Annotated in this window: 19 protein-coding genes; 10 read left to right on the top strand and 9 right to left on the bottom strand. The window is 71.0% G+C overall.

Features of this window, described 5'->3' with window-relative positions; all coding sequences use genetic code 11:
- Nucleotide 1: 1 nt before the first annotated feature.
- The 3 genes from MED01_RS21585 to MED01_RS21575 are packed head-to-tail and all read right to left on the bottom strand — an operon-like array spanning nucleotide 2 to nucleotide 2,016.
- A complete protein-coding gene (locus MED01_RS21585) occupies nucleotides 2–763 on the bottom strand; it encodes a metal ABC transporter ATP-binding protein (protein ID WP_238670366.1) in 762 nt (253 codons plus the stop codon).
- Complete coding sequence (locus MED01_RS21580) at nucleotides 760–1,704, bottom strand: metal ABC transporter substrate-binding protein (RefSeq protein WP_238670365.1); 945 nt, start codon at nucleotides 1,702–1,704, stop codon at nucleotides 760–762. Before MED01_RS21580 ends, MED01_RS21585 begins: the two co-directional genes overlap by 4 nt.
- Before the next feature lie 54 nt (nucleotides 1,705–1,758).
- Nucleotides 1,759–2,016 (bottom strand): hypothetical protein, encoded by a 258-nt coding sequence (locus MED01_RS21575; RefSeq protein WP_238670364.1) that lies wholly within the window; start codon nucleotides 2,014–2,016, stop codon nucleotides 1,759–1,761.
- 29 nt (nucleotides 2,017–2,045) lie between these two features.
- Here MED01_RS21575 and MED01_RS21570 point away from each other — a divergent pair, with 29 nt between their 5' ends.
- The 4 genes from MED01_RS21570 (at nucleotide 2,046) to dusB (ending at nucleotide 5,622) form a co-directional block, all read left to right on the top strand.
- Nucleotides 2,046–2,387: an antibiotic biosynthesis monooxygenase family protein gene (locus tag MED01_RS21570; protein WP_112589142.1), complete on the top strand. Its 342-nt coding sequence runs from the start codon at nucleotides 2,046–2,048 to the stop codon at nucleotides 2,385–2,387.
- Nucleotides 2,388–2,411: 24 nt separating this feature from the next.
- The gene (locus MED01_RS21565) at nucleotides 2,412–2,891 is read left to right on the top strand and encodes a hypothetical protein (RefSeq protein ID WP_091409679.1); all 480 of its coding nucleotides are present in this window, start codon (nucleotides 2,412–2,414) and stop codon (nucleotides 2,889–2,891) included.
- A gap of 114 nt (nucleotides 2,892–3,005) precedes the next feature.
- Nucleotides 3,006–4,385: a glycine--tRNA ligase gene (locus MED01_RS21560; RefSeq protein ID WP_203124314.1), complete on the top strand. Its 1,380-nt coding sequence runs from the start codon at nucleotides 3,006–3,008 to the stop codon at nucleotides 4,383–4,385.
- 64 nt (nucleotides 4,386–4,449) lie between these two features.
- A complete protein-coding gene (dusB, locus tag MED01_RS21555; protein ID WP_308193532.1) occupies nucleotides 4,450–5,622 on the top strand; it encodes a tRNA dihydrouridine synthase DusB in 1,173 nt (390 codons plus the stop codon).
- A 463-nt stretch (nucleotides 5,623–6,085) separates the two neighbouring features.
- On the opposite strand, the gene MED01_RS21550 is transcribed toward dusB, so the two are convergent.
- Nucleotides 6,086–6,748: a C39 family peptidase gene (locus tag MED01_RS21550; RefSeq protein WP_238670363.1), complete on the bottom strand. Its 663-nt coding sequence runs from the start codon at nucleotides 6,746–6,748 to the stop codon at nucleotides 6,086–6,088.
- A gap of 667 nt (nucleotides 6,749–7,415) precedes the next feature.
- A complete protein-coding gene (locus tag MED01_RS21545) occupies nucleotides 7,416–9,176 on the bottom strand; it encodes a beta-N-acetylhexosaminidase (protein WP_372493695.1) in 1,761 nt (586 codons plus the stop codon).
- A 223-nt stretch (nucleotides 9,177–9,399) separates the two neighbouring features.
- On the opposite strand from MED01_RS21545, the gene ppdK reads away from it, so the two are divergent.
- Nucleotides 9,400–12,108, top strand: a complete 2,709-nt coding sequence (gene ppdK, locus MED01_RS21540; RefSeq protein ID WP_238670361.1) for a pyruvate, phosphate dikinase — start codon at nucleotides 9,400–9,402, stop codon at nucleotides 12,106–12,108.
- A gap of 42 nt (nucleotides 12,109–12,150) precedes the next feature.
- On the opposite strand, the gene MED01_RS21535 is transcribed toward ppdK, so the two are convergent.
- Nucleotides 12,151–12,651: a roadblock/LC7 domain-containing protein gene (locus MED01_RS21535; protein ID WP_238670360.1), complete on the bottom strand. Its 501-nt coding sequence runs from the start codon at nucleotides 12,649–12,651 to the stop codon at nucleotides 12,151–12,153.
- 253 nt (nucleotides 12,652–12,904) lie between these two features.
- Here MED01_RS21535 and MED01_RS21530 point away from each other — a divergent pair, with 253 nt between their 5' ends.
- The 3 genes from MED01_RS21530 to MED01_RS21520 are packed head-to-tail and all read left to right on the top strand — an operon-like array spanning nucleotide 12,905 to nucleotide 15,430.
- Complete coding sequence (locus MED01_RS21530; protein WP_112675786.1) at nucleotides 12,905–13,258, top strand: VOC family protein; 354 nt, start codon at nucleotides 12,905–12,907, stop codon at nucleotides 13,256–13,258.
- A 42-nt stretch (nucleotides 13,259–13,300) separates the two neighbouring features.
- Nucleotides 13,301–14,566 carry a deoxyguanosinetriphosphate triphosphohydrolase gene (locus tag MED01_RS21525; RefSeq protein WP_238670359.1) on the top strand — a complete coding sequence of 422 codons (1,266 nt, stop codon included), beginning with the start codon at nucleotides 13,301–13,303 and terminating at the stop codon, nucleotides 14,564–14,566.
- Nucleotides 14,567–14,581: 15 nt separating this feature from the next.
- Complete coding sequence (locus MED01_RS21520; RefSeq protein WP_238670358.1) at nucleotides 14,582–15,430, top strand: siderophore-interacting protein; 849 nt, start codon at nucleotides 14,582–14,584, stop codon at nucleotides 15,428–15,430.
- 7 nt (nucleotides 15,431–15,437) lie between these two features.
- Here the strand turns inward: MED01_RS21520 and MED01_RS21515 are convergent, their stop codons facing one another.
- Nucleotides 15,438–16,643: a low temperature requirement protein A gene (locus MED01_RS21515; protein WP_238670357.1), complete on the bottom strand. Its 1,206-nt coding sequence runs from the start codon at nucleotides 16,641–16,643 to the stop codon at nucleotides 15,438–15,440.
- A 135-nt stretch (nucleotides 16,644–16,778) separates the two neighbouring features.
- On the opposite strand from MED01_RS21515, the gene dnaG reads away from it, so the two are divergent.
- Complete coding sequence (gene dnaG / locus MED01_RS21510; RefSeq protein WP_372493692.1) at nucleotides 16,779–18,659, top strand: DNA primase; 1,881 nt, start codon at nucleotides 16,779–16,781, stop codon at nucleotides 18,657–18,659.
- Nucleotides 18,660–19,196 (top strand): hypothetical protein, encoded by a 537-nt coding sequence (locus MED01_RS21505; protein ID WP_238670356.1) that lies wholly within the window; start codon nucleotides 18,660–18,662, stop codon nucleotides 19,194–19,196.
- Between the two features lie 8 nt (nucleotides 19,197–19,204).
- Here the strand turns inward: MED01_RS21505 and MED01_RS21500 are convergent, their stop codons facing one another.
- Together MED01_RS21500 and MED01_RS21495 are read right to left on the bottom strand one after the other, a co-directional pair.
- Nucleotides 19,205–20,224, bottom strand: a complete 1,020-nt coding sequence (locus tag MED01_RS21500; protein WP_238670355.1) for a TAXI family TRAP transporter solute-binding subunit — start codon at nucleotides 20,222–20,224, stop codon at nucleotides 19,205–19,207.
- Nucleotides 20,221–22,590 (bottom strand): TRAP transporter fused permease subunit, encoded by a 2,370-nt coding sequence (locus tag MED01_RS21495; protein WP_238670354.1) that lies wholly within the window; start codon nucleotides 22,588–22,590, stop codon nucleotides 20,221–20,223. The genes MED01_RS21500 and MED01_RS21495 overlap by 4 nt, the downstream gene beginning before the upstream one ends.
- Between the last annotated feature and the right edge of the window lie 9 nt (nucleotides 22,591–22,599).

Genomic DNA, 22,599 nt, shown 5'->3' with positions numbered 1-22,599 from the left:
GTCAGTTGCTCCACAGCCCGGCGGGCTCGTCGTAGCAGTGCGGGTGCACGTGGTCGTGGTCGGGCTCCGCGTGATGACCGGCCGGGTCCGGCACCGTGCCGTCGTGGGCGATGCGACCCTCGTGGACGACGACGGCCCGGCTGATCACCGGTCGCAGCGGGCCCAGCTCGTGGGCGACGAGGAGCACAGTTCCGCCATCGCCGACGAAGTCGCGCAGCGCGCCGGCGAACGCCTCCTGGCTGGCCGCGTCCACCCCGGCGGTGGGCTCGTCGAGAACCAGCAGCTCCGGCTGGCCGGCCAGGGCGCGGGCGATCAGGGTGCGCTGCTGCTGGCCGCCGGAGAGCGTGGACACCGGGTCACCGGCCCGGTCGGCAAGCCCGACCGCGCCCAGCGCGGCGTCGACGGCGGACCGGTCGGCGCGACCCGGCGGACGCAGCACCCCCCGACGGGCCAGCCGGCCGGAGGCCACCACCTCCCGGACGGTCGCCGGTACGCCGCCGCCGGCACCCAGGCGTTGCGGGACGTACCCGATGCGCGCCCACTGCCGGAACCGGCGCAACGGCTTGTCGAAGAGGGTGACCGAGCCGGCGTTGATCGGCACCAGCCCGAGCACGGCGCGGATCAGGGTGGACTTGCCCGAGCCGTTGGCGCCGAGGATCGCGACCACCTCGCCGGCTGTCACGGTGAGCGAGATGTCCCGGAGCACGGGGCGGCCGTCGTAGCCGACCACCCCGTGCTCGACGGTGATGACAGGTGAGGTCACGAGCAGCTCAAGGCCGTCTGCAGGGTCCGCAGGTTGGTGCGCATCACCGAAAGGTAGTCCCCGTTGCTGTCGGCGGCGAGCCCTTCGATCGGGTCGAGCACGGCGGTCTTCGCGCCGACCTGACCGGCGATGGTCTCGGCGACCTTCGGGCTGACCAGGGTCTCGAAGAAGATCGTGGTGGCCTGGTGTTCCTTGGCCTCCTCGATCACGTGCGCGAGGCGCTGCGGCGAGGGCTCGACGTCCGGGCTCAGCCCGGTGATGCCGACCTGGTCCAGCTCGTAGCGGTCGGCAAGGTAGCCGAACGCGGCGTGGCTGGTCACGATCTCCCGCCGCTGGCAGGTCGCCAGACCGTGCTTGAACTCGCCGTCGAGTGTCGTCAGGTCGGCGCGCAGGGCGGCCGACCTGGCGGTGTAGTCGGCGGCGTGGTCCGGGTCGGCAGTGCCGAGTCGCTGGGCGAGCTGGTCGCCGATGCCGGCCAGCCGGGTCGGGTCGAGCCAGACGTGTGGGTCCTTGCCGCCGCTCTCCTCGGCATGCCCCTCCTCGCCCTCGTGGTCGTGCCCGCCGGCGGACGCGTCCAACAGCGGCTGCACGCTGGTCACGTCGAACGCCCGGTCGCCGCCGTTCTGGGCCACTGCGTCGTCCACCGCCGGCTGGAACCCCTTGAGGTAGACGATCAGCTCAGCGTCGCTGACCTGACCGACCTGGCTCGGGTTGAGTTCCAGGTCGTGCGGCTCGGCGCCGGGCTTGGCCAGGTTGGTGACCCGGACCGCGTCGCCGCCGATCCGTTCGGCCAGGAACTGGAGGGGGTAGAACGCGGCCACCACGTCGACTCGCTGGGGGTCGGCGCCGGCGGCGCCGCCGGTGGAGCAGCCGGCCCCGGCGCCCAGGGCGAGGAGGGCGGTCGCGGCGGCCAGGACACGGTACGTGGAGCGGTTGGTCATGTCGTCAACTGTCCGTGGCAACGATAATGATTGTCAAAAACGCATGATTGCATGTCAGAGGAGCTTCGCGAGGCCCACAGTCACCAGCAGGGTGAGCATCACCAGTCGGATCAGCCGGGTCTGCGGCGCCTGAACCGCCCAGGTCGTCGCCAACAGGGCGATCAGGGCCCCGGCGAGCGCGAGCGTGAGCAGCCCGCCGATCACCCCGGGCGTGAAGAACGCCACCAGCACCACCACCAGGGTGAGCAGGAACACCGACGTCGGGTTCGCCCCGGCCAACCGGGCGAGCAGAGGGCGCTGCGTACGCTGCATCCCACAGACTCTACGAGGAGGAACCCCCGGTGCTGGTGACCAACCGGTTCGTGGTCGACGTCGATGCCGCCGACGGCTTCACCGAACGGGCGCACGCCGCCCTCACCGCGCTGGCCGCCCGACCCGGCTACCTGCGCGGCCAACTGGTCCGGGCGCTGGACGACCCCCGGCACTGGTCACTGGTCACCGAATGGGAGTCGGTCGGCACGTACCGGCGGGCTCTCGGCGCCTTCGAGGTCAAGGTCAGCGCCGTGCCGCTGCTCGCCGAGTCCGTCGACGAGCCCTCCGCCTACGAGGCGCTGGCCACCGCCGCCCCCGGCGGGGCCGTGGTCGTCGCCGAGAGTGATCGGGCTGCGGGTCCTTACCGCTGAGCCGCCGGACACTACGCTGCTCCTATGACCGCACCCGCCCCGCCACCCGGTCCCGGGGTGGCTCCGCCGTTCGCCGCGCCGCCCACCGAGGGTCGCCGGACTCGGCTCTGGATCGGCCTCGGCGTCGGCGCGCTCGCCGTGGTGCTCTGCTGCGGCGGGGGTGGCACGGCCGTCGTCGGCCTGGCCGTCAGCGGAGTCCAGGCGATCCGGGAACAGGCCCGCACCGTGACCGGCGACTACTACCAGGCGTTGGTCGAACGGAACTACGGGCGGGCGTACGAGCAGCTCTGCGACGACGCGCAGCGGCGTGAGTCCCGGCCGGAGTTCGAGCGGCGCGCCGCCGCCGAACCGCAGGTGACCGCGTTCCGGGTGGGCGAGGTGGACACCACCTACCTGACCGTGCCGGTCGACGTGACACTCGACGGTGGCGACCGGGAGCGGCAACAGGTCAGCCTCGGCCAGGACGGGCAGACCGGCGGCGTGGAGGTCTGCGAGGTCAGCTGACCCGTCCCCGGTATTCTGCTGGGCTCGGGGCGACGGTGGTCGTACCGTTGTCCCGAACCGACCGTTCCATCCACATCTCGCCCCCGCCGACCGCCAGCCGGCGTAGGAGGAAACATGCCAGCCGACCGTATCGACGCCGTCGTCAGCCTCGCCAAGCGCCGAGGCTTCGTCTTCCCCTCCAGCGAGATCTACGGAGGCACCCGATCGGCGTGGGACTACGGTCCGCTCGGCGTGGAGCTCAAGGAGAACGTCCGCCGGCAGTGGTGGAAGACGATGGTCCAGCAGCGCGACGACGTCGTCGGCCTGGACTCCGCGGTGATCCTGTCCCGCAAGGTGTGGGAGGCGTCCGGCCACATCGCCGAGTTCGTCGACCCGCTCACCGAGTGCCAGTTCTGTCACAAGCGGTTCCGGGCGGACCACCTGGAAGAGGCGTACGCCGAGAAGCACGGCAAGCCGCTCACCTCGCTGGCCGAGCTGAACTGCCCCAACTGCGGCAACAAGGGCACCTTCACCGAGCCGAAGATGTTCAACGGCCTGATGAAGACCTACCTGGGCCCGGTGGAGAGCGACGAGGGGCTGCACTACCTGCGCCCGGAGACCGCGCAGGGCATCTTCGTCAACTACAAGAACGTCGAGACGGTCGCCCGCAAGAAGCCCCCGTTCGGCATCGCGCAGACCGGCAAGTCGTTCCGCAACGAGATCACCCCGGGCAACTTCATCTTCCGGACCCGCGAGTTCGAGCAGATGGAGATGGAGTTCTTCGTCGAGCCGGGCACCGACGAGCAGTGGCACGAGTACTGGCTCCAGGAGCGCTGGAACTGGTACCTCGACCTCGGCCTCTCGGCGGACAATCTGCGCCTGTTCGAGCACCCCAAGGAGAAGCTGTCGCACTACTCGAAGCGGACTGTGGACATCGAGTACCGCTTCCAGTTCGGTGGCACCGAGTTCGCCGAGCTTGAGGGTGTCGCCAACCGCACCGACTTCGACCTTTCCACGCACAGCAAGCACTCCGGCGTCGACCTGTCGTACTTCGACCAGGGCAAGAGTGAGCGCTGGATGCCGTACGTCATCGAGCCGGCCGCGGGTCTGACCCGCGCGGTGCTCGCCTTCCTGTTGGAGGCGTACGACGAGGACGAGGCGCCGAACACCAAGGGCGGCGTGGACAAGCGCACAGTGATGCGGTTCGACCCGAGGCTCGCCCCGGTCAAGGTGGCGGTGCTGCCGCTGTCCCGCAACGAGGCGCTGTCGCCCAAGGCCAAGGACCTCGCGACGCTGCTGCGCAAGCGCTGGGTGGTGGAGTTCGACGACTCGCAGGCGATCGGGCGTCGCTACCGCCGGCAGGACGAGATCGGCACCCCGTTCTGCGTCACTGTCGACTTCGACACCCTGGACGACAACGCGGTGACGGTGCGCAACCGGGACACCATGGCCCAGGAGCGCGTCTCCCTGGACCAGGTCGAGCGCTACCTGATCGAGCGTCTCCCCGGCTGCTGAGACTCTGCGCACGGGGCCTCGGCCGACGCGATGAGCGCCGGTCGGGGCCCCGTACACTTGTCCCGTGACTGCCTCGACCGTGCCCGCGCTGCGCCCGCTGACGCTTGGCCAGCACCAGGTGTGGCCGCCGGTCGTGCTCGCGCCGATGGCTGGGATCACCAACATCGGCTTCCGTCGGCTCTGTCGCGAGCAGGGCGGCGGCATCTACGTCTGCGAAATGATCACCACCCGGGCGCTGGTCGAGCGCAACCCGAAGACGCTGCGCATGATCGCGTTCGGCGACGACGAGAAGCCCCGCAGTCTCCAGCTCTACGGCACCGATCCGGAGATCACCGCCGCCGCCGTGCGGATCGTCGTCGAGCGCAACCTGGCCGATCACATCGACCTCAACTTCGGCTGCCCGGTCCCCAAGGTGACCCGGCGTGGCGGTGGCGCGGCGCTGCCGTGGCGGCGTCGGCTCTTCGCGCGACTCGTGCGGGCCGCGGTGGCCGCCGCGTCACCGTCCGGCGTGCCGGTCACCGTCAAGATGCGCAAGGGCATCGACGACGACCACCTGACGTACGTCGAAGCCGGGCTCGCCGCCCAGGACGCCGGCGTGGCAGCGGTGGCCCTGCACGGGCGGACGGCCTCGCAGCGCTACTCGGGCACCGCCGACTGGGACGCGATCGCCACCCTGAAGCAGGCCCTCGACGTGCCGGTGCTCGGCAACGGCGACATCTGGGAGGCCGACGACGCGCTGCGCATGGTGGCCCACACCGGTGTCGACGGTGTGGTCATCGGGCGCGGCTGTCTGGGCCGACCGTGGCTCTTCGCCGACCTGGAGGCCGCCTTCAACGGTCGGCCGGAGCGGCGGCTGCCCACCCTCGGCGAGGTGGCGGTGACCATGCGCCGGCACGCCGAGCTGCTGGTCGACCAGTTCACTGCCGGTGCCCGCAACCCGGCCCGCGGCGAACGGGACGGCTGCACCGACTTCCGCAAGCACGTCGCCTGGTACCTCAAGGGCTTCCCCGTCGGCGGCGAGCTGCGGCGCTCGCTGGCGATGATCGAAAGCCTGGCTCAGCTCGACGACCTGCTCGGCAAACTCGACCCGGCGGAGCCGTTCCCGGTGACCGCCCTCGGGCAGCCGCGCGGGCGTACCAACTCGCCCGGCAAGGTCTTCCTGCCCGAGGGCTGGCTGGCCAGCCGGGACGACGACACGGTCCCCGAGGGTGCCGAGATGGACGACTCCGGGGGCTGAGCCCCTGCCCGGTCGAGCAGAGACGCCCCGCGAACAGCCCTTGCGAAGGCGGCCTTGGCGCCGAGGCTGGTCATATGAGTTCGGCGCCCTATCGAGCTGATGTCGTGAACGAATCACCCGCTCGGCTGGGTCGACCAGGCCCTGGTTCGTTGGGCTCGGTCGGCGGGGCCCTGATTTGCTCGGCTGGGGCGGCGGGGCCCTGATTCGTTCGGGTCGGTCGGCGGGGCCCTGATTTGCTCGGCTCGGTCGGTCAGGCCCTGACTCGCTCGGCTCGGTCGGTCAGGCCCTGACTCGCCCGGCTCGGCTGGTCAGGCCCTGATTCGTTTACGACATCAGCTCTATAGGACCCGTGACACAGCCAGCGGGGTGGGCCTGCTGTGGTCTGGACGGTGTCACGCACACGCCGAAGGGCCGGGCCCCGTGGTGGGGGTCCGGCCCTTCGTCGTGTGCGTGTGTGTGGGTGTCAGCTGGTGGCGTAGCCGCGGGTGGCGATCCAGTCGGCGAGGTGCTCGACGCTGATCCAGTAGGCGGCAATGTTCGGGTCGGCGGAGTCGGCGATCTTCACCGTGTCTCCGTTGTCGCGGTACCCGACGACGCTGATGTAGTGCCCGCCCTCGTAGGAGTGGCTCACACCGTCGGTGTCGGTGCTGGTGCCGGCGATGTTCGCGACCACGGCCCTACCGTCGTCAACGGTCTTGACGATGTCGGCGCGCAGCGTGTCGGTCTGCTTGGCGTCAGCGTCGGGGGTGCTGATCTCCACGGACCGGTAGGCGTCGTTCTTACCGGTTTCCTTGTTCAGGACGGGGGTGATGTCGTTGATGGAGTTGGTGCCGGCCTCGGTGGTGCCCATCTCCTTGGCCATGTCGTCGACGTTGATGTTCTTACCCTGCACACTCAGGGCGTTACGGGTGGCGGCGGGCCCGCAGTAGTAGAAGTTCGGCTGGGCTTCGTAGCGAACGCCCAGTTCCCGCTCACCGTGGCCGCCCTTGCGGTCGGTCTGGGTCTGCGTGGCCGGCTTGGTGGTGGGTGCGGCGAAGGCGGTGGTGACGGGGCCGGCGATGGTGCCTGCGGTGAAGGCGAGGCCGGCGGCGGTCAGAGTGGTCTTACGGATCAGATCGGTACGCATGATGGCGTGCTCCTCTGCATCGGGGGTGTGCCCGCACCACCTCGGGGGGTGGTTGGTGGTGCGGGGGAAGTTCTTGCCCGGCGACCCGCAGCGAGGGGGTCGGCGTCGGGACAGGGTGTAACCGTTCGCGGTGGCAGGTCATTCCTGCCCGGGGGGGTCGGCCGTTGTGGTGCTCGGCCGTGCGGGGGATGTAACCGGGGCGGCCTGGCGGGTGTTCCCGGCGACTGTCATGCCCGGCGGCTGCCATGCCCGGCCGCTGTGGTGCTCGGCCGTGCGGGGGGTGTAACTGGGCCGGCCTGCGGGGTGTTCCCGGCAGGGAGTTCCTGGCTGCGGTTCCCGGCGGGGTCGCGGACCATGACCCGGGCTGTTGCGGTGGTCTGCCAGGTATAACGACCCGGCTCGGCCCACGATTCCGCCGCCGGGGTGGCCCCGGCCACCCGACACCAACGGTCAAACCCGACAAACCACCGACCCTGCCGGCCCGGCGAACCCCGACACGGTGCCCACACGACGTGATCCACTCGGGTTCACGGAAATCGCGGTGTCCCGGCGCCCGGGATGCCCCGACTTCATGAAACGCGAGTGGATCACGCCGTTCTGTGCCGTTCGTGCACCCGGACCGGCCCGATCGAGGGGGCGGGGGCCGGGTGCGGGCCTAACGCGGGGGTCAGGGGGTGGCGGTGTCAGGTTGGGGCATGGTGCGCTGTGTCGGGATGGTCGGTGCGGTCGGCCAGGGGATCTCGGGCGCGCGGTGGAAGGTGATCCCGGCCGTCGTCCAACGCGGGCCCTGGCCGGCCAGGCGGTAGCGGAAGTCGGCCCAGTCGTGGGTCGCCCGGGTGGACCAGCCCAACTCGGCGATGGCCGGGAGGCGGGGCAGGAGCAGGAGTTCGATGTCGGCCAGCGAGGTGACCGACTCGGTCCAGAGCGGGGCCTCCACACCGAGAACCGCCTCGGCGGGTACGTCGGCGACGTGCGTGCCCGGGTCCCAGTCGTACGCCTTTCGTACGTCGATGAGACCGGCCCAGTCGTGCCCGATCGGAGTGTCCGGGGCGTACTTCATGTCCAGGTAGGCGTGGTTGCCGGGGGAGACGATCAGTCGGGCGCCCCGACGTACGGCGTCGGCTGTGGTGGGGTCTTCGCCGTTCGTGCCCCACCACTGCAGGACCCGCCCGTCGAGGTGGGCGGCCGGCGCGAGCTGGTGCCAGCCGACGACGGTCTTGCCGAGGTCGGCCACGATGCGCTGGACCCGCTCGACGAAACCGGTGTAGACCTCGCCCTTGACCTTGAACGCCTCGTCACCGCCGATGTGCAGCCAGGGGCCGGGGGTGAGCGCGGCCACCTCGCGCAGCACGTCGGCGACGAAGTCGTACGTCCGCTCGTCGGCCGGGTCGACGTAGCTGAAGCCGACCTCGGTGCCGGTGTACGGCGGCGGTGCGATCTTGTCCGGTGCCAGCTCCGGGTACGCGACCAGCGCCGAGTTGGTGTGCCCCGGGAGGTCGATCTCCGGGACGACGGTGATGTGGCGGGCGGCCGCGTAGGAGACGATCCGCGCGTAGTCGGCCTTCGTGTAGTGCCCGCCAGGGCCGCCGCCAACCTCGGTCGTCCCGCCGATGGTGGTCAGCTTCGGCCAGGAGTCGACGGCGATCCGCCAGCCCTGGTCGTCGGTGAGGTGCAGATGCAGGTGGTTGAGCTTGTAGCGGGCCAGGTGGTCGACCACCCGCAGCACGTCCTCGACGGCGAAGAAGTGCCGTGCGACGTCGAGCATCGCGCCCCGGTAGGGGAACCGGGGTGCGTCGGTGATGGTCCCGCCGGGCAGCGCCCAGCGTTCGGTGACCGGGGTCGGACTCTCGATCGCCGCTGGCAACAGTTGACGCAGCGTCTGTACGCCGTAGAAGAGGCCGGCGGCGGTGGCGGCGGTGACGCGTGCCCCGTCGGTGGCGATGTCGAGGCGGTAGCCCTCCGCGCCGAGGTCGGCGCTGTCGTCGAGCACCAGCGCGATGCCGCCGGCGGGCTCCGGCGCGGTGGCGTCGGTGACCGGCAGCGGGTAGCCGGTGGCCGGACGCAGGAGCTGGGCGAGCTGCTCGGCGACCGCCAACGCGGCGGGGTCGGCGCTGGACACGATTACCGCTTCGGCCGTGAGCACCCAGTCGGCGGTCGGGTCCGGCTGGACCTGCCCTGGGGCGGGAACGACATCGGCCAGCCGGTGCGGAGCCGCCGGGGCGAGCAACGTGCCAGCGGTCTGCTCGGCGGTGCGGGCCAGCATGGCCGCGTCGGGTTCCCCCGCCGACAGCGGCACGGGGACGGCGGTGGGGCCGGGGGAGGGGATGGTCGACACGGCGGCGACTCCGGGGGTGTATTCGCGTCGGTTATGGCAAAAGTGAGGTTCACCGGCTGGCGTGTCGTCAAGCGTACGACGCTCGGCCGGGATGCGTGATGGTGCGCATGGAAGCGTTCCCAAAAACCGGTACGAACACGGATAGTCGTGATGGCTGTGCCAATTGTCACCGAACGGTCCCAGGTCACTCGATGTTCGCTTAACCTTCGCCCACCGATCGACGTTGACCCCGGGATTACCGGTGGTCCGTCCCGGGGAAGAAGAAAACTGAACCTTCGTTAAGTGTCAATCCGGCGCGTGTGTTGTGGAGGCTCTGGTGGCAGCGCAAGAGACCGTCGATCACAAGTACGTCTACGACTTCTCCGAAGGCAACAAGGAGCTCAAGGAACTGCTCGGCGGCAAGGGGGCAAACCTCGCCGAGATGACCAACCTGGGCCTGCCCGTTCCGCCCGGCTTCACCATCACCACCGAGGCGTGTCAGGCGTACCTCGCGACGGGGCGGGAGCCGGACGGGCTCGCCGGACAGATCGAGGCGCACCTGGAATCGCTGGAGCGCGCGATGGGCAAGCGCCTCGGTGACCCGCAGGACCCGCTGCTGGTCTCGGTCCGCTCCGGTGCCAAGTTCTCCATGCCCGGCATGATGGAGACCGTCCTCAACGTCGGTCTCAACGACCAGAGCGTGGTCGGGCTCTCCGCCCAGGCCGGTCAGAACGACAGGTTCGCCTGGGACTCCTACCGGCGACTCATCCAGATGTTCGGCAAGACCGTCTGCGAGGTGCCGGGCGAGGAGTTCGAGCACGCGCTCGACGACGCCAAGCACGCCAAGGGCACCCACAACGACCTGGATCTGGACGCCGACGACCTGCGTGGGCTGGTCGACGCGTACAAGAAGATCTTCTTGAAGCACACTGGTCGGGAGTTCCCGCAGCAGCCACGCGAACAGCTCGACCTGGCCATCCGGGCGGTCTTCGAGTCGTGGAACGCCGAGCGCGCTGTGCTCTACCGCCGCCAGGAGCGCATCCCGGCCGACCTGGGCACCGCTGTCAACGTGGTGACAATGGTCTTCGGCAACCTCGGCCCGGATTCCGGCACCGGGGTCGCGTTCACCCGTGACCCGGCCAGCGGCGCGCAGGGCATCTACGGCGACTACCTTGCCAACGCCCAGGGCGAGGACGTGGTCGCCGGCATCCGCAACACAGTGCCGTTGCAGGAGTTGGAGCAGCTCGACAAGGCCTCCTACGACGAGCTGCTCGGCATCATGGCCCGGCTGGAGGAGCACTACAAGGACCTCTGCGACATCGAGTTCACCATCGAACGCGGCAAGCTGTGGATGTTGCAGACCCGGGTCGGCAAGCGCACCGCCGCCGCGGCGTTCGTCATCGCCGGGCAACTCGTCGACGAGGGTCTGATCGACCTAAACGAGGCGCTGCACCGGGTCAACGGCGCGCAACTGGCCCAGCTGATGTTCCCGCGCTTCCAGCTCGACCACGAGTTCCAACCGGTCGCCAAGGGCATCGGCGCATCGCCTGGCGCGGCGTCCGGCAAAGTGGTCTTCACCTCCGCCCGAGCCGTCGAGCTGGCCGCCGAGGGCGAGTCGGTGATCCTGGTGCGCCGGGAGACCAACCCGGACGACCTGAACGGCATGATCGCCGCGAAGGGCATCCTCACCTCGCGCGGCGGCAAGACCAGCCACGCCGCTGTGGTGGCCCGGGGCATGGGCAAGACCTGTGTCTCCGGTGCCGACGAGATCGAGGTGAACGTGCCGGCGAAGCGGTTCACGGTGGCCGGGCAGACCGTCACCGAGGGCGATGTGGTGTCCATCGACGGCACCACCGGCAAGGTCTACCTCGGCGAGGTGCCGGTCATGCCCTCCGAGGTCGTGCAGTACTTCGAGGGCAGCCTCGACCCCGAGCACATCGACAACGCGCTGGTCCGGGCCGTACACCGGATCATGACGCACGCCGACGGGAAGCGGCGGCTGGCGGTCCGCACGAACGCCGACACCGGCGCGGACGCGGCCCGGGCCCGGCGCTTCGGCGCCGAGGGCATCGGGCTGTGCCGCACCGAGCACATGTTCCTCGGTGACCGCCGGGAGCTGGTCGAGCGGCTGATCCTGGCCCGGGCCCCGGGCGAGCGGGAGGCGGCGCTGGCGGCGCTGCTGCCGTTGCAGCGGGCCGACTTCGAGGAGATCTTCCGCGAGATGGACGGCCTGCCGGTCACCGTCCGGCTCATCGATCCACCATTGCACGAGTTCCTGCCGCCGCTGGAGCAGCTCGCCGTCAACGTGGCTGTCGCGCAGGAACGCGGCGAGGACGTGGCCAAGGAGGAGGCGCTGCTCGCCGCCGTCCGGCGGATGCACGAGGAGAACCCGATGCTCGGGCTGCGGGGTGTACGCCTCGGGCTGGTCATCCCCGGCCTGTTCGCGATGCAGGTCCGCGCCATCGCCGAGGCGGCGGTCAGTTGCGCCCGCAACGGGGGCGTGGCCAAACCGGAGATCATGGTGCCGCTGGTCGGCGCGGTGCAGGAGCTGGAGACGGTTCGCGCCGAGGCCGAGAAGATCATTGCCGAGGTGGTCGGGGACAGCGGCGTCGAGGTCCTGATCGGCACCATGATCGAGGTGCCCCGGGCGGCGCTGACCGCCGGGCAGATCGCCGAGGCCGCCGAGTTCTTCTCGTTCGGCACCAACGACCTGACGCAGATGGGCTGGGGCTTCTCCCGCGACGACGTCGAGGGCGCGTTCTTCTGGCGCTACCTGGAGTTGGGCATCTTCGGCATCTCGCCGTTCGAGTCGATCGACCGCGACGGCGTCGGTCGGCTGGTGCGGATCGCCGCCGAGGAGGGTCGGGCCGCCCGGCCCGGTCTGAAGCTCGGTGTCTGCGGTGAGCACGGTGGCGACCCGGACTCGGTGCACTTCTTCCACGAGGTCGGCCTGGACTACGTGTCCTGTTCGCCGTTCCGGGTGCCGGTGGCCCGGCTGGAGGCCGGTCGGGCGGTAGTGGAGACCGGCGGGTCGGACAGCCGCTGACGCACGTCGGCGGCGGCCTGGTCACCCGGCCGCCGCCGACGCTCAGATCGGCGGACGACGCCAGGTGGGTCGGGACGAGCGGCGCAACTGCGCCGGCAGGGTCGCCATCGGGGTACGCGTGGCCAGCGGGGCGTGCGCGTCCGGTACGGAGGTCGCGCCGATGCCTGCGCCGCGAACGTCCAGGAACGACCCCGCCCGACGGGCCACCGCCCGCGCCTCCTCGTGCAGCGCCTCCAGGTCGCCCGCCGCCGAGACTGTGACGAGGGTCAGCAGGGCGCTGCGCCCGGCCGGGTAGGTGACCACGCAGCCGGCGGTGGTGCACACCACCGATTCCCGGAACTCGCCCTGCCGGACGGTGTCGGCCACCCGGTGACCGAGCCCGAAACTCGCGGCGGCGAGCGCGGCGAGATGGGTGGCGTCGGTGCTGGGCAGGTCGCTGGAGATGAGCAGGCCGTCGGTGCCGGCGAGCACCGTGCCGGCGATGTCGGGTCGGCGCTGGCGCAGCCCGCGTAGCTCCGTTCCCATCACCGTGTCTGCGTCCACGAGCGTTACCCCTCACCGTCGGGCTCTGCGTGTCAGTCGGCTGGTCACGTTCCGCGCTGGGAACGCTACCGGTGGCGACTTCCGGCCGCGAGCCCGTAACCCTCGGCAATCGGTTGGCAACTGCGGGCCAATCGGTGGTTGTGTGCCCTTCGTCGATGCGTCGTGGGCGGGTCGAGCAGTGGTGGCGGGCGTAATCTTGGTCCGCTCGCACACGGCCGATTGGGCGCCGCGTCGAACGGGAAGAGGTGACTGCATGACCAGTGTCTGGGAGAGCCTGACTGTCGACGCCCGCGATCCGGCCCGACTGGCCCGTTGGTGGGCCGAGGCGCTCGGCTATCAGGTGGTCACCGAGACTCCGAGCGGGGTGGAGATCCGCCAGTCCCCAGACCAGTTGCCCGCCCTGTTCTTCGGCCCGGTGGCCGAGGGCAAGGAGCGCAAGAACCGGCTGCACCTCGACCTGCGCCCCGCCAACCAGGAAGCCGAGGTCGAGCGTCTGGTCGACATGGGCGCCCGGCACGTCGACATCGGTCAGGGCGACGTCGAGTGGACGGTGCTGGCCGACCCCGAGGGCAACGAGTTCTGCGTACTGCGTGAACGCGAGGAGTGAGCCGGTGTTGCGAGCCCCGCAGTCGCGGACAACGGCGGCTGCGTGAGAACTGAGCCGGGGGCGGCGGAATCGCGGTTGGTCGAGGAGCCCCCGAAGGACACCGGGCATCGCCGGTCGCCGTACGAGCGCGACCGGGCCCGGGTGCTGCACTCGGCGGCGTTTCGCCGGCTGGCCACCAAGACCCAGGTGCACACCGCCGGCACCGATGACTTCCTGCGTACGCGGCTGACGCACTCGTTGGAGGTGGCCCAGATCGCCCGGGAGATGGGTGCCCGGCTGGGCTGTGACCCGGACGTGGTGGACGTGGCGGGGCTCGCGCACGACCTCGGGCACCCGCCGTTCGGGCACAACGGCGAGGCTGCGCTGGACCTGCTCGCCACGCCGTGCGGTGGTTTCGAGGGCAACGCGCAGACCCTGCGGGTGTTGACCCGCCTGGAGGCGAAGGTGCTCACCCCGGACGGCTCGTCCGCCGGGTTGAACCTGACCCGGGCGTCGCTCGACGCGATCGGCAAGTACCCCTGGCCGCGCCGGCCGGGGGAGCGCAAGTTCGGGGTGTACGCCGACGACGCCGCTGTCTTCGACTGGATCCGGGTTGGCGCGCCCGGCGACCGGCGCTGCCTGGAGGCCCAGGTGATGGACTGGGCCGACGACGTCGCGTACTCGGTGCACGACGTGGAGGACGGCATCCACGGTGGTTACGTCACGTTGCACAGACTGCTCACCGACGCCGACGAGCGGGCCGCGCTCTGCGCCGACGTGGCCGCCGCCTACTCCGGGGAGTCCGCGGCGGACCTGGCCGAGGTGCTCGTCGACCTACTGGCCGGTCCGCTGCTCGCCCCGTTCACCGGGTACGACGGCAGCCATCGCGCGCAGGTCGCGTTGAAGGCCACCACCAGCGGGGTGACCGGGCTGTTCGTGTCCGCGGCGGTGGCGGCGACGGAGGAACGCTTCGGTCCGGGCCCGCACCGCCGCTACGCCGCCGATCTGGTGGTGCCCCGGCTGGTACGCGCGCAGTGTGCGCTGCTCAAGGGCATCGCGCTGCGGTACGTGATGCGTCGCAGTGGCTTCCGGGGCCGCTACGAGCGGCAGCGGACGATGCTGGCGGAGTTGGTCGCCGCGCTGGTCCGGTGTGCCCCGGAAGGGCTCGATCCGATCTTCGCCCCGTTGTGGCGGGCCGCCCCGGACGACCGGGCCAGACTGCGGGTGGTGATCGACCAGGTCGCCTCGCTCACTGACCCGGCGGCGGTGACCTGGCACACCCGCCTGGTCGGCAAGGGGACACCCCCGACCGCGCACGAGCCAGCTTAGGCTAGCCTAACTGACATGACGGAACGCTCCAGGAACGTCACCTCGGCCCAGGTGCTGCGCACCGAGCGGCCCACCCCGCACCTGATCCGGCTCGTCCTCGGTGGGGACGAACTGGTCGGCCTACCGGTGGGCGAGTTCACCGACCACTACATCAAGGTGGTGTTCCCGCAGCAGGGCGTCGCGTACCCGCAGCCGCTGGACCTCGCCGCGATCCGCCGGGACCTGCCCCGGGAGCAGTGGCCCCGGCTGCGCGCGTACACGGTGCGGCGCTGGGATCCGCTGTCCGGGGAGCTGACCGTCGACGTGGTGCACCACGGCGACGAGGGGTTGGCCGGCCCGTGGGCCGCCGCGCTGCGTCCCGGCGATCCGGTGCACTTCGTCGGCCCCGGCGGCGCGTACGCCCCGAGTTTGGAGGCGGACTGGCACCTGCTGGTCGGTGACGAGAGCGCCCTGCCGGCGATCGCCGCCGCGCTGGAGCGCCTCCCGCTGGGCGCCCCGGCCCACGTCTTCGTGGAGGTCGCCGACCCGGCGGAGGAGCAGAAGCTGCTCAGCCCCGGGGCGGTCGAGCTGACCTGGCTGCATCGTGGCGAACGCCCGGTGGGCGAGGCGCTGGTCGAGGCGGTTCGGGCACTGGAGTTCCCGGCCGGCCAGGTGCACGCGTTCGTGCACGGCGAGGCCGCCTTCGTCCGGGAGTTGCGCCGGTTGCTGCGCGGCGAGCGGGGCGTACCGCTGGACCGGCTCTCCATCTCCGGCTACTGGCGGCGCGGCATGGACGACGAGGGCTGGCGCTCCACCAAGGCCGACTGGAACCAGCAGGTGGCGGCCGAGGAGACAGCCATTCCGGCGCCGGCCGCGGCTGCCTGAGCGCCGGTCATCCCTCTGGGGTGGTCATCTCCTGACCGGCCCGGGCAAGGCGTCGGCTGAGCAGGACGGCGTAGCCGACCACCGCCAGCGAGAGCAGCGTCAGCATCAGCCTCGGCTGGTGCACCGTCGTGGTGATCAGGCTGACCGAGACCACCCCGTAGGCGGCGATCGCCAACCGGGCACCGCTCGGTCGGGTCCACAACCAGTACAGGGCGAGCCCGCAGACCGTCCAGATCACCATCGAGGCGCCCAGCAGCAGCCGCAGCTCCAGCGGCAGCCGGTTGGCGTTGTCGTCGACCAGTCGGACCACCTGCCCGAGCGCCCAACCGAGCAGCAGGAGCGCACCGCCGAGCGGAATGTGCAGGTAGCTGTACGCCTGCCCGCCACGTAGCCGTCGCTGAAGGAGGCGGGTGGTGACGAATGTGGTGTAGACCCACCAGACGGCCGCCGGGATGAGGAAGGCCAACGCGGCGGTGAGGATCATGTGTGGCGGAGGATGGTCCGGCACGGCGAAGAGCAGGCTGGCCAGCGCGCTACCCAGCACGATGATGGTGAACTGGCCGATCCGTTCCGGCAGGTGCCTGTTGTCCACCGGCCAGCGGTTGAGCCAGCGCACCCCGACCCAGGGCGTGGCCAGCTCGATCACCATCGCGACGATCCAGAGGACGGGCCGCAGCTCGGTTGGCACGATCAGCGACACCAGCCAGATCAGCCAGCCCGACCCGAAGCCGATCAGATAGATCGTCGTGACCATCCGGGCCATCGGGCTGGTGGGGCGGGCGCGCAGGTACAGCAGGAGCAGCACGCCCCGCACGATCAGGTACCCGATGGGCAGCAGCACGCTCTCCGGCACCTCGTCGACCCCGAGGGTCATCGCGCCCGCGCCGACCAACGCGACAAGCACCAGCACCCGGTGCAGCGCGTCGTCCGGATCGAACCGGGTGTCGTAGTAGACCTGCCCCATCCAGGCCCACTGGATCACCACGAAGAGCCCGATCACGGCCAGCACGGCCTTCGGCGACGGCGACGGTTCGTTGCCCAGCCGGGCCACCACCGCTGCCAGCGCGTACACGAAGATGAGGTCGAGGAAAAGCTCCAGCCAGGTGGCGTGCCGGTGGCCGGCCTCGTCCGTCTGCGGGGTCTGCCCGGGTAGCCCCATCCGATCGGCCAGCCATCTCGGCAGGCGGGGGGCTTGGCTCCGTACCCGGCGCATCTGGTCATGGTCCCCGTGCGGACCTGGCCTGCGTGCCGGAACCGCCGAGCCGGCAGCGGTCGCCGCCACACCGGTGTCCCCCGGCCGGCGTGTCGTCGGTCCGGCAGGGCAGGATGTACGGCGAGGGGGTGGCGCATGGCTGGGCGGATCCGGGACGAGGACATCGCACTGGTCCGGGAACGCACCTCGATCGGGGATGTGATCTCCGAGACGGTCACCCTGAAGTCCGCCGGCGGCGGCAACCTCAAGGGTCTGTGCCCGTTCCACGACGAGAAGAGCCCGTCGTTCAACGTGTCCCCGGCCCGCAACGTCTGGTACTGCTTCGGCTGCGGGGCCGGCGGCGACGCGATCAAGTTCCTGATGGACGCCGACCACCTCAGCTTCGTGGAGTCCGTCGAGCGGCTCGCCGGCCGCGCCGGCATCCAACTGCGCTACATCGAGGACGACAAGGGCACCCCGCGTCCCCGCCCGCAGCAGGGCCAGCGGCAGCGCCTGGTCGCCGCGCACGCCGCCGCCGTGCAGTTCTACAGCGCGCAACTGAGCACCGCCGGCGCCCGGCCGGCACGGGAGTTCCTGGCGCGACGGGGCTTCGACAGGGCCGCCGCCGAGCGCTACGGCTGTGGCTTCGCGCCCGAGGGTTGGGACCCGCTCACCAAGCACCTGCGCCAGCAGGGCTTCACCCACCAGGAGCTGGTCACCGCCGGGCTGTCCCGGGAATCCCGTTCCGGCACCCTGATCGACCGGTTCCGTCGTCGGCTGCTCTGGCCGATCCGCGACCTCGCCGGCGACGTGATCGGCTTCGGCGCGCGCAAGCTCTTCGACGACGACGACGGCCCGAAGTACCTGAACACCCCCGAGACGCCGATCTACAAGAAGTCGCACGTGCTCTACGGCATCGACCAGGCCAAGCGGGAGATCGCCAAGCAGGGTCGGGCGGTGATCGTCGAGGGTTACACCGACGTGATGGCCTGTCACCTGGCCGGGGTGACCACGGCGGTGGCGACCTGTGGCACCGCCTTCGCCGCGGACCACATCTCCGTCCTGCGTCGGCTCCTGTTCGACAGCGACGAGGTGGCCGGCGAGATCATCTTCACCTTCGACGGCGACGCCGCCGGTCAGAAGGCCGCGCTGCGCGCCTTCGAAGACGACCAGCGCTTCGTCGGGCGCACGTTCATAGCGGTCAGCCCGGACAACATGGACCCGTGCGACCTGCGGCTGGCCAAGGGCGACCTGGCGGTGCGTGACCTGGTCGCCCGCCGCGAGCCGCTCGTCGACTTCGCGCTGCGACACGTGATCAGCCGCTTCGACCTGGACACCGTCGACGGCCGGGTCGAGGCGATGCGCCACGCCGCGCCGCTGGTCGCGCGCCTGAAGGACCGGGAGAAGCGCCCGGAGTACGTCCGCAAGCTCGCCATGGACCTCGGCATGGAGATCGAGCCGGTGCAGCGGGCGGTGCTCGCCGCCGGCAACGCCGCGCCGTCCAACACCCGCGAGGCCACCCCCGCGGCCCGGCCAACCTCGGCCCGCCCCGAGCCGGCGGTGGACAGCCCGCAGTCGATGGTCGAACGGGAGGCGCTCAAACTCGCCCTCCAGCAACCGGTTCTGGCCGGGCCGATGTTCGACGCGGTCGAGGCCACCGAATACCGCCACCCGGTGCACGTCGCGGTGCGTACTGCCATCGCGGCGGCCGGCGGCGCCGCGTCGGCGACCGGCGGCGCGGTCTGGATCGAGTCGGTCCGCGACGCCTGCGACGACCTGGCGGCCGCGGCGCTCGTCGGTGAGTTGGCCGTCGAACCACTGCGGATCGACGGCGAACCGGACCCGCGCTACGTGTCGATCACCATGGCCCGGGTGCAGTTCGGGTCGGTGACCTCCCGGGTCCGGGACCTCAAGTCACGCATCCAGCGGATCAACCCGGTCAACAACAAGGACGAGTACTTCGCCGCCTTCGGTGAGCTGCTGTCCCTGGAGCAGCACGCCCGGGCGTTGCGCGAGCAGGCTGCGGGAGGCCTCTAGATGGGACTGTTCAGCCGCAAGCCGAAGCTGCCGCCGGCCGACCGGCCGCCGCTGGCCGCCGACGAGCGGGTGTTGGCCTGGGCCGCCGCCGGCAACGGCGAGGGCGACGGGGTTGTGGTCGCCACCAACCTCGGGTTGTGGTTGCCCGGTCGGGGGCACCGGTTCGGGTGGCACAGCATCCTCAAGGCGGTCTGGTCCGGCCGGGAGCTGACGGTCACCCCCGCCGAGCCACTCGTCGAGCGGGACGGCTACAAGGTGGTCGCCGACGGTCCGGCTGAGACGTACCTGCTGCTCGACCCGGGGGAGTTGCCGCACCAGGTGCGGGCCCGGGTGACCCGTTCGGTCGCGTACACCGAGCACCAGCCGGTGCCCGGCGGCGCGGCGCGGGTCGCGGCCCGGCGCGTGGCCGGGGTCGACGGTCTGACCTGGACGGTCCGACTCGACCCCGGCACTCCGGCTGACGACGAGGCAGTGCTCGCCGAGACCGACCGGCTGGTCGGTGTGGCCCGCGCCGCCACCGCGCCGGCCGACGTCTGACCGGCGGGTCATTTCGCCCCCAGGTCGTTCAGCGCCTTCTCCGCGCCGCGGTGCAGCGGCACCGGCAGGGTCCTGCGGGCCTTTTCCAGCGAGATGCCCTTCGCCGCCGGGTTGGCCTGGGCCAGGGCGTCGCGCTTCTCGAACACTGTGCGGGTGATCGCGCAGGCGACGTTGGCGTCCAGGTCCTTGCGCACCAACAGGACGTTGGGTACGACGATGGTCGGGGTGTCGGTCGCCGTCCGGTACGCGTCCCGTCCGATCGTGCCTTCCTGATAGCCGGGGCTCAACGCCGTCATCTTCGGCAGCAACGGTGAGACGTCGACGAACTTCACAGTGTCGCCGGCAGTGGTGAACAGGTCGGTGAGGCCACCGGTGGGCAGACCACCGGACCAGAAGAAGCCGTCGACGCTGCCGTCCTTGATCCCCTCGACAGTCTTGGTCAGGTCGAGTCGCTGCGCCCGGATGTCCTTGGCCGGGTCGAGGCCGGCGGCCTCCAACAGCCGGTTGGCGATCACCTCAGTGCCGGACTTCGGTGAACCGGTGGAGATCCGCTTGCCCCGCATGTCGGCCACCGAGGTGATCCCGGAGTCGTTGCGGACCACCACCTGGGTGTAGTTGTCGTAGATGCGGGTCAGCGCCTCCACCGGCTGTGGCGCGGTGAAGCTGCCCTTGCCCTCCACCGCGTTGACAGCCGTGTCGAACAGCGAGAACGCCACGTCGTACTGGCCACCGACCAGTTGTTCGACGTTCTGCACCGACGCGCCGGTCTCGGCGGCGGTGCCGGTGAGCTTGCCGCCGGTCGCCCCGGACAACTGCCCGGCCAGGGCGTTGCCGACCACGTAGTAGACACCTGTCGCGTTGCCGGTGGCGATGCCGACGCGGGTCTCCCGGGTCACCTCGCACGTCACAGCACTGGCCGCGTCGTCAGTCGCCGCGCCGCCCTGCTGACCTCCGCAACCCGCGGCACCGACAGTGACGAGGGCGAGCACGCTCAGGCCCGCCGAGAGCCGTACGTCGATTCGTCTCACAGTTGTTCCTCCACAGGATTGGACGATGACCGGCCGGCGGCGCCGCGTCGGATGAACACGCCCGCCGCCGCGACGACGGCCAGTGCCGCGCCGACAGTGACCGGCACTGGTTCGAGCCAGAGCAATGTGACACCGGCGAGGGCGCCCAGCACCCGTTCCGGGGCGCCGGCCGGGCCCACGCCGGGCAGCCAGCCACCGGCGGCGACGGCGAGCACCGCCACGCTGAACGCTGTGACTCCGGCGGCGAAGGCGATCCGCTGGACGCCACCGATGCCGAGCAGACCGAGCCCGGCCGGCGTGATGACGAACGCGATCGGAGTCAGGTACGCCGGCAGCGCGTACCGCAGGGTCTGCCACATGGTCGGCACCAGCCGGCCGCCGGTGACAGCGGCGGCGGCCACCGCGGCGAGCGCGGTCGGTGGGGACACCTCGGACAGCACCGCGAAGTAGAAGACGAACATCGCCGCCGCCGGCGCGGTGACGCCCAGGTCGAGCAGGGCCGGACCGACGATCACCCAACCGATCACGAACGACGCGGTGACCGGCACGGCCAGGCCCAGCAGGCTGAGCGCGACGGCGGCGAGCAGCGCGGTGAGCACCAGCACCAGCGTCGGGTCCGACGTGGCCGCCTGCGCCCCACCGATCAGCAGCGCCGCCGCCTGCGGTCCGAGGCCGGTCTTCGTCGTGGTCGCCGTGATGATGCCGGCGGCGGCGCAGACCGCCGTGACGGCGAGGACGCCGCGTACGCCGGTGACGAGCGCTGTCACCAGCCGGCCCGGGGTGAGTCGGTGCGCGCGGTCCTCGTTCCTGGGGGCCAGGAAGGACAACGCGACGGTGAGCACGATGGCGTAGACGACAGCCCTCGTCGCGGACACGCCGACCGCGAGGAGGACGATGATGGCGATCAGTGAGGCGAAGTGGTACCCGAACCGGGCCAGCAGCCGCCAGGGCGAGCCGACGTCGATCACCACGGGGCGTACGCCGGACCGGCGCGCGTCGATCTCCACGGCGAGCAGGATGCCGAGGTAGTAGAGCACCGTCGGCACCGTCGCCCAGCCCAGCACCTGAAGGTACGAGACTCCCAGGTACTCGGCGATGATGAACGCCGCCGCGCCCAGTGTGGGCGGGGACAGGATGGCGCCCACCCCGGCCGCGGCCAGCATGCCGCCGGCCCGCTCCGGCGGGTAACCGGCGCGGCGCAGCAGCGGCCAGGTGACCGCGCCGATGCTCACCGTCGTCGCCGCCCCGGAACCGGAGACGGTGCCGAGCAGGAAACCCGAGGCCACCGCCGTCCGGCCGGCGGCGGTACGCGAGCGACGGAACGCCGCCGCCGACAACTCGACGAAGAACCGCCCGGCCCCGGACAACTCCAGCACCGCGCCGTAGATGGTGAACAGCACGATGTACGAGGCGGCCACGTCGAGTGGCGTGCCGTAGAAGCCGCTGTCGGAGTTGTAGAACGCGTCGACCAGTTGACTGAAGTCGAGCCCGGCGTGCGCGACCGGCCAGGACTGCGGCAACAACCCGCCGTAGTAGCCGTAGCCGAGGAACAGCAGGCAGACCGCCGGCAGGATCCAACCGGTGGCACGTCGACACGCTTCCAGCAGCAGAAGCAGCAGGATGGTGCCGAACACCAGATCCGTCGGCGTCAGCAGACCCTGCCGGTCGAGGAACGCGTTGTAGCCGCCGCCACCGCTGCCGATCCGGATCGGCAGGACGGGGTAGAGACAGGCGGCGACCGCCAGGACGACCAGAGCCCAGTCGGTCACTGTGGGCCCCGACGACACGAGTGCCGGAGTGCCCCTGTCGCTGTCGGTGGCCCCGGCGCGACTGGTGCCTCGTCGCCAGAAGCGTAGGCGGGCCGGCAGCCGCAGGTCGGCCGGGTAGGCGAGGAAGACCAGCGGGAGTACGCCGGCCAGGAAGATGATCAGGTAATACTTGCTGCCCTGCGACAGAGGGCGGAACACCTGCCACAGGGCGAGAGCGCCGACCGCCAGCGCCGCCGCGGTGAGGAGCAGGCCCGCCGGCCCGGAGAGCACCCGTCCCGGTTTCTCGTCCTCGAACTGGGCGGCCAGGTCCCGAGTCGCCCGCTCGGCGGCACCAGGCTCGCTTGTGGTGCCAGGCTCGCTTGTGGTGCCGGGCTCGCTTGTGGTGCCAGGCTCGGTCGTGGTGCCGGGCTCGCTCGGGTCGGGCTCGGTTGCGAGGGTGGTGGGGTTGGGCGGGTGGGCGCTGTCGGGCTCTGCCGGGTCGGCTCCCGACCTTGGTCGGGGTGGCCCGCCGTCGGGCGTCGCTGCGGGCCCATCAACGGGAGAGTTGGCTGGTCGCGCAGGTGACGGCGAACCATCGGGGGAGCTGATGGGCGACACGAGAGGACG

It is taken from the genome of Micromonospora alfalfae, assembly GCF_022230925.1.
GTDB classification, from domain to species: domain Bacteria; phylum Actinomycetota; class Actinomycetes; order Mycobacteriales; family Micromonosporaceae; genus Micromonospora; species Micromonospora alfalfae.
The sequence above is the reverse complement of the archived record's forward strand: the minus strand, read 5'-3'. Positions and strand labels throughout refer to the sequence as shown.

Coding starts and splice junctions, on each gene's coding strand:
- MED01_RS21580 (WP_238670365.1), bottom strand. CDS start 1,704: ATGACCAACCGCTCCACGTACCGTGTCCTGGCCGCCGCGACCGCCCTC.
- MED01_RS21575 (WP_238670364.1), bottom strand. CDS start 2,016: ATGCAGCGTACGCAGCGCCCTCTGCTCGCCCGGTTGGCCGGGGCGAAC.
- MED01_RS21565 (WP_091409679.1), top strand. CDS start 2,412: ATGACCGCACCCGCCCCGCCACCCGGTCCCGGGGTGGCTCCGCCGTTC.
- MED01_RS21560 (WP_203124314.1), top strand. CDS start 3,006: ATGCCAGCCGACCGTATCGACGCCGTCGTCAGCCTCGCCAAGCGCCGA.
- MED01_RS21550 (WP_238670363.1), bottom strand. CDS start 6,748: ATGCGTACCGATCTGATCCGTAAGACCACTCTGACCGCCGCCGGCCTC.
- MED01_RS21530 (WP_112675786.1), top strand. CDS start 12,905: ATGACCAGTGTCTGGGAGAGCCTGACTGTCGACGCCCGCGATCCGGCC.
- MED01_RS21520 (WP_238670358.1), top strand. CDS start 14,582: ATGACGGAACGCTCCAGGAACGTCACCTCGGCCCAGGTGCTGCGCACC.
- MED01_RS21515 (WP_238670357.1), bottom strand. CDS start 16,643: ATGCGCCGGGTACGGAGCCAAGCCCCCCGCCTGCCGAGATGGCTGGCC.
- dnaG (WP_372493692.1), top strand. CDS start 16,779: ATGGCTGGGCGGATCCGGGACGAGGACATCGCACTGGTCCGGGAACGC.
- MED01_RS21505 (WP_238670356.1), top strand. CDS start 18,660: ATGGGACTGTTCAGCCGCAAGCCGAAGCTGCCGCCGGCCGACCGGCCG.